The organism is Pseudomonas sp. P5_A12 (assembly GCF_056400685.1).
In genome coordinates, this window is the sequence record NZ_JBFUKU010000293.1 from 1 (window position 1) to 6463 (window position 6463).

Here is a 6463-nt window from a genome sequence, read left to right on the forward strand (position 1 = left end):
GTGAAGACCAGGGCCGGCCATCACTGGGCGTTTATTCGTCGAGGTGGCGAGGCCACTCCTGATTCATCGCCCGGTCGAAGATGCTGGACATAAGGATGTACTCAGGGGCGTACAACACCCACTCAGCATCAACAACTGGCCGCTGGAACAGCTCAAGCACCGCGGTGAATCGCCAGTGACTCACGCCAACCAGCGTCGGCCCCGAGTACATTTCTTTGAACCGGGCCTCGTATGTTTCCAGTCCCAGCGGCGTTTTCAGGCGAACCTCAAACCACATTACCCCTGAGATCAGGACGTGTTCGAACCACCCCTCGAACAGCTGCGTCTGCTCATCGCTGAGTAGCCACGACACTGACGCCTCGGTGGGAACGCTGCTATACAGGCGCCGCTGCACAGCGCGCCCACTCATTTTTTGTGACCGCAGCAGCGGGCTGACCGGCTCGAAGCCGTAACCGTCCCGCAGCGGCAGGGGCAATCCCTCCGGATAGGCAATCATCAGCAGTCCTTAATTAGGCGCGAGGCCGTTGTCATCGGCGTAGTAGTCGTCGCGATACTCGATCGCAGTGAAGCTGCACGTTCCGTCGCTGTCGGGAGCGATCTCGCTGAGCATTGCGCTGTAGCCCACTTGCGTGGATGCGGCGAACAGCAAGCGCGCCGGCTCGATCGACAGGTCTGTGATCAGGTCAAAGTCCAGGGCACTGGCCGGAATGCTCATCGTGTAGTCCGACAGTTGAGTCGGTGCGATCAGCGGCGTGGCCGAGCCGTCGTGCCGACGTATCAGGATGCGCGGATTTTCCACGTTCCAGTCCAGTGGATCAGTCACCTCCAGCACGACCACCGCGCCAACCACCTGTGCATCGACGATCAACGCCGACTGGCTGGTGCCGGGGATATCGTCAGCCAGCACAATATGATCCAGGCGCTCATAGCAAAGCGCTTCCAAGTCCGTGTTGCCCGAGTAAGCCCATCGCTGGTTGAGGTGTTTGCGCAACTTGCGCATGCCGATGCGCCACGCACGGTTGCGATCCAGCACGCCATCGAGGTCCAGTGTTTCCACCTTCAGGCCGAGGCTTCCAGGCATCCGGCACGGAACCGTCTCAATTGACCAGGTCTGTGGGTCGAGATACTTCACGTCGACGCCGTCAAAGTCATCCGGGCTGGGAGCCGTGAAGCTGGCGTTGAGCTCGGTGTTCATTTCGTGGTTGGTGATCGTGCCCCGGAACGTCTGCACGCCTTCGCGGATAGAGCTGATCAGGCCATCGGTCAATGTCAGGTGACTCATGCCGGCAGCGAAGATCTTTTGCAGGACTTCGCGCACCGTTGATTGCTTGGTAAATTCGAAGTCGAACGTCTCACCGCGCGGCGTCCAATAGCCTGCCTCCAGGTTATTGAGCTGATCCACATCTATTTCGCTGCGGTCAATGCCAAGGCTGTCGACCACGAGAAGCGCTGCATGGCTGATTGACCGCGGCGTCCCGCCGTCATACAGCCGCTCAGCCACCATGCTGACGCGCCGATCCGACTGCGCCCCCAAGCGATCGCCTGTCCGGATATCCGCCACGAAGATCGTGACGCCCTCATAGGACGTCGGAGTCGCGAGCTTTGAGCGAAGCCCGTACCAGTAAGCAGTGTCACGCGTGGTCCCTCCCGTCTGGGGCTCACCTCGGCGAACGCGAAACTGTGGCCGCATCCGGTAAGGCAGAGTCAACGAGAAGGTGAAGCCGATGCCGTCTTCTGTGCTCTCGGTAATCGTGTGCAGAATGGTGTTCCATGCCCCGCCCAATTCAGCGTCACGCCAGTGCACATGGATGTTGACCGTACCCGCCCGGCGGTGGCCGTTGCTTTTGTACCAGGCCAGGCCCGAYGGAATGTAGATGTCGTACTCGACCGTATTGGTCAGTTCCTGCTCTGGCGTGGCCATGAACGGGCCGAGCCAATTGAGCGACCCGGTATCGTCGGAACCCAGGGAGAAGTCGAGCAGCGTGCGAGCCGCAAAACCTGCCCATGCCGCATCAACAACACCCGCATCGGTCAGGCGTTGTACCTCCATCGTCAGCGCATCCAGGCTGGTGATTTCGTATTGGTGGCCGCGATAACCGAGAGCCATCCGCTGCGCGCCATCAGCGAGCCCAGCAAACGGCTCACCGTTTTCGTAGCGCAAGGTGATGTAGGCGGCCTGTTCTGGAACACCACCCGATGAGGCAGAACCCACCGTGTAGACCGGGCTCACACCGAACAGAGCAACCGGTGCGCTCGACTGTGACAGGACACCGCCTTGATACGGACTGTAGGGCTCAGCGATCAGCAGGCGGCCCGAGCTATCCTGAGCGGTCAGGCCCATACCTTCGAGCTGTGCGGTGATCGCCGACAGCACGCCGCTCATGTTCACGTAGTTGGCGGCGAGCGAAAGCGTGCGAGTGTCGCCCTGATAGGTGATGGTCCAGACAACCGCCGCGGTGCTGAAATCGTAAGTGGTTGGAGAGGATGCGCCCAGCACTGATGAAGGGCTGCCGCCCACCCCGGGCACTGGCGCCACATACGGCGAGTAGCCCGCAACCACCAGGTCGTAATCCACGTCGCTGGTCAGCGTGACCTTCATCCCGACAAAGGGTGCCAGATCACCCAGCGGCCCGCCGACCTGATCATAGGCACCGACGCTGGTCACCACGTAGGTGTTGGGGGCTTTCAGCGTTACGGTGGTGCCGACGGCCCAGGTGTCTGGAAACTCAGGATTGTCACCAGCCAGGCTCACGCTTAAACCAGCCAACACCAGCGCATCGGCCATCGCAGAGGATCCACCCGAGGCCGTTGACGCAGTGTCCAAGCCAGAGGTCCCGGCGTCGGTACCGCCCACCTCTCCGACCGAGTACCAGTTCTCCACTCGGCGATCGCCTGAAAGATCCGCACCAGGTGGATAAATGGTGTAGGACACGTCCGAACCGAAGGCCGCCAACGGGGTGTCACCGAGCTTCATGCTGCTGGTCAGAACCGAAAGATCGCCGGCGCCGACACACAGGCACAGCGTGGTATGCATCTCGCGCTTGTCGACGAAGCGGGACACCGGCTGCACCACGTAATCTGGATAGACCTTGCTGCGACCAAGGATCTCGCGCACAGGCTCATTCACTTTCGCCCGGTTGGCCTTGGCCGGGTTGGTGTCGATCGACTCACCCTGGCCCGGCTGTGTCATGTCCGGGGTCTTCATGGTCAAGACCATCACCAGTGCCACGGCGGCAATCGCCACGGCAGCCCAAGCGGCGATAACCGCAGCACCTACGCCGCGCGCTTCAGGGTAAATGCGCAGGTCGGTGTCAGGCAGCACGACAAAGCTCGCCCACTGATCCACCGGCAGGGTCACGCCATCCACCTCGGCGCAGATCGGGTGTTCGCGGTCCAAGTCGAATTCAGGAGCCTGAACCTTCAGCCACTCCACGAACAGAATCGGTGCGGGGATGACGTGACTTTCCAGCGGCTCGCCTTCCAGACGGCTTGGATAGATACGTATCATCGGTAGTACTCCACGCGGACAAACCGGCGCTCGAAACGACGGATAGGGGTAAAGCTGACGTTGCGGCGAGGGTTGATCTCCAGCACCTCAAGCGCGCCATTGATCTCGACGACGATGCCGACGTGATCCTGAACGCTCCCACGGTAAGCAGCGACAACAACGCCATGCCCAGGCGCGCATGGTGTGACCGTGCGCTGGATCATGTCATCGCACGCCCGGGCAAAGCCGCCATCTGCCTTGCGCATCTCGGACCACTCCGGCCAATCGGGCAGACCCAAGTCGCGCCGCACCTCCAGCACCAACCCATAACAGTCAACCTGCGGCCACAGTCGACCGCCCTCGACGTACTGGCCGATGGTGTATTTTTCGAGGTTCATAGGTAGCGAAGCCCTGGGAATTTATTCAGGTTGTAGGTGTTGCGCGGCCAGCCGGTGTCGAGCAGATCGAAATAGCCGGCGGTGATCGATGCCTGGGTAGCGGTTACGGTGCCGGACTTGATCTTGAAACGATGGGGCGCGTGGGCCGGGGCCCCGAGGTCGTCGGAGGTATAGACCCGGTAGACCAACGACATGCTGCGCCCGGCGGCCAAGGCCGAACGGATAAACGCAGAGGCAATGCCATCGATGTTGCTCAAGGCAAATTTCAGATCCTGCGTGCCATCGTCATTGCGTGCCGGGATGGCCAAGTCCATTCCACACGGCGTGCACGTCACAATGCCGCCGCTCTCCAGCATCACCATCAGGGGATCCCAGCCCTTGGTCATGTAGTAGGTCGTGAGGCCGTCGGATATCTGCAGCACTTCATGGATGATTTCAGGACCCGCACTTGCGTACAGCCTTTTCAGGATGCTCATCGCGCCGTCCTCCTCAACCCATAACCACTGGTGAGCGCGCGGGTGACCTCGCCGTTACCCTGGGCCAGATCGCGAGCGATTTCGCGCTTGGCCTGTTTGATGATGATCTTCATCTGATCACCGTCACGCTGCGTCTCCACCTGGGCGCCGGCGTAGTTGTGGACAGCGACATCCATGTTGCCTTTACCCTCATCCCGAGAAACGCGCTCAAGCGTCCGGTCAAGCTTGGCGCTCGTCTCAGCGGTGGTTACGCGCTCACCTTTCTGCAAGAGCCAGGTTCCGGTTTCCGGTACCGAGTCGAGGCCGTCGTGCGCCATGCCCGCCACCGAGCTAATCATGCCCATGAAACTGCCGGCGGACCCCATTGCAGAAGCCGCTGCGGCCGGGGCAGCAAGCGGACCAACCACCGGGATTGCTGCGGTAGAGGTGAATGCGTTCAGCGCAGCCATCGCAACCTGAGCCGTTCCCCACTGAATGAGCATTCGAAGTGCGGTCTCACCGAATGTCGACGCCAAGTCCGAGAACGAAAGCTTCCCAGTCGTTACAAAGTTGTACAGCGAGTCATTCATTCCGGCGAATGCCTCGGTAAACATATCCTTGGTTTGGCCTGAGATATCCCGACTCTGATCCAAGTAGTTATTCCATGCATCGCCAACGCCATCCATCCAGTTGCTCTGGGCGTCATCAAGTTGGTTGTAATAGTCCTCCTGGATCACCATCCGTTCAGCGAGAGCCTCGCTGAGCATGTCGGTTTCTTTGTCATACAACTCCTGGGTAATGTCCCCCCCATTGAGTTGTTTCTGTAAATCAGCGGCCTGCTTGTTGTAGTCCTGCTGAATCTCCAGATTGGTCTGCAAGCGCTCTTTGAATTTGTCGCCTGAGCCAGCACCAGCCAGCTCAACTTCAAACCCTTGTTTGATTGTTTGATTGCTGTCCTTCAGCGTATCCCCGAAGGTGGCCAGTTTTACGGCGTCTTCATTGGCCTGCTTCAGCTTGTTCAAGCCGTCCAGTTCAGCAGCCAGTCCCTCTAGGCGCTTCTGTTGCTGAGCATTGATACCAACAAGCTTGCCGGACTCGATCTCAAACTGAAGTTTGGCGATCTCAGTCGCATCTTTCCGGGCATCGTTTGACGTATTGATCAGCTCAATTTGACGCTCGTAGCCCTCTTCAGTGGTATCGAAGACGCCCTGCAATTTCTTCGCAGTCGCCTCAGCCGCCTTGGCTGCATCCTGCTGATCCTTGGTCAGAGCTTTAAAAGTGCCCGGACCCGCCGCCGCGCCAACTCCATTCAACGCATCAACGATTTCTTTCAGGTGCCCGCTTGCCTGTCCGCTCGAGCCCGCTTGGTCGATTCGCCCCCAAAGGTCGTTGTATTTTTTGTCCATCCCATCCAGATCATCGCCAACGATTGACGCCATCCGGGATGAGTTTTCGCCAATTTTTTTGATTGCATCGATCGGATTGGAAAAATCCACCCCATCAAAAGCGCCTACTACGATCGCAGCAACGCCAGCTATGGATTTACCTAGCAGCTCAAAGGTGTACGCAATGCCGACCGCAGTTTTCGCAGTAAATTTGAGAATGGCATTGAGGCCATCGGAAAGCACAGCAACCGAGGCGGTGTCCTTACTCAGACCGAAAAGAATGTCCGCATAATCGCTCAGCGTCGGCATTAGCGATGCCGCAACTTGATTTTTGATTCCGGCTAGGGATTGCTCTGCGAGCCAACTGGCAGCCGCCAAGCCCTGAGTAGCCTTGATGGTTTTCTCGTCCATGATCGCGCCAGCTTGCTGCGCTGTATCGCCCAGCACCTTGAACGCGGCACCGTTGTCTCGCAGCAGAGGCAGAAGCAATGTGGCATCGTTCGCCAACGACTCCATTTGCTGCGTCATTTCTGCCTGGCTGAGCCCTGCCTTTTGCAGACTGGACACGAACAGCTGCAATGCCTGGGGACCCGAAAGATTCCGAAACTGATCGGCCGTCACACCAACTTTAGGCGCGATGGTTGTGAAGAAGTCCTGCAACTCGCCGCCGCCATTGAGCAAAAAGTCGCCGACTTTGTCGTTCACATCCTTGAATATATCCGCCAGCTTGTCATGCTC

The 6463-nt window shown here is 59.1% G+C and carries 5 protein-coding genes; all 5 read right to left on the minus strand.

Annotation, left to right across the window (positions count from 1 at the left end; translation table 11 throughout):
- Nucleotides 1-31: 31 nt before the first annotated feature.
- Nucleotides 32-496 carry a hypothetical protein gene (locus AC1DSG_RS25815; protein WP_477793416.1) on the minus strand — a complete coding sequence of 155 codons (465 nt, stop codon included), beginning with the start codon at nt 494-496 and terminating at the stop codon, nt 32-34.
- A 9-nt stretch (nt 497-505) separates the two neighbouring features.
- Entirely contained in the window at nt 506-3508 is a 3003-nt protein-coding gene (locus AC1DSG_RS25820) for a host specificity factor TipJ family phage tail protein (RefSeq protein WP_477793417.1), read from the minus strand.
- Nucleotides 3505-3885, minus strand: a complete 381-nt coding sequence (locus tag AC1DSG_RS25825; RefSeq protein ID WP_477793418.1) for a nitrite transporter — start codon at nt 3883-3885, stop codon at nt 3505-3507. The genes AC1DSG_RS25820 and AC1DSG_RS25825 overlap by 4 nt, the downstream gene beginning before the upstream one ends.
- The gene (locus tag AC1DSG_RS25830; protein ID WP_477793419.1) at nt 3882-4361 is read right to left on the minus strand and encodes a DUF1833 family protein; all 480 of its coding nucleotides are present in this window, start codon (nt 4359-4361) and stop codon (nt 3882-3884) included. Before AC1DSG_RS25830 ends, AC1DSG_RS25825 begins: the two co-directional genes overlap by 4 nt.
- Nucleotides 4358-6463 (minus strand): phage tail tape measure protein (locus AC1DSG_RS25835; protein ID WP_477793420.1); only part of this gene is annotated, 2106 nt, incomplete at its 5' end. The genes AC1DSG_RS25835 and AC1DSG_RS25830, both read right to left, overlap by 4 nt.

Bases quoted from the DNA above. Each gene is read 5' to 3' on its own strand.
- AC1DSG_RS25830 (WP_477793419.1), bottom strand. From the start codon at position 4,361: ATGAGCATCCTGAAAAGGCTGTACGCAAGTGCGGGTCCTGAAATCATC.
- AC1DSG_RS25815 (WP_477793416.1), bottom strand. From the start codon at position 496: ATGATTGCCTATCCGGAGGGATTGCCCCTGCCGCTGCGGGACGGTTAC.
- AC1DSG_RS25825 (WP_477793418.1), bottom strand. From the start codon at position 3,885: ATGAACCTCGAAAAATACACCATCGGCCAGTACGTCGAGGGCGGTCGA.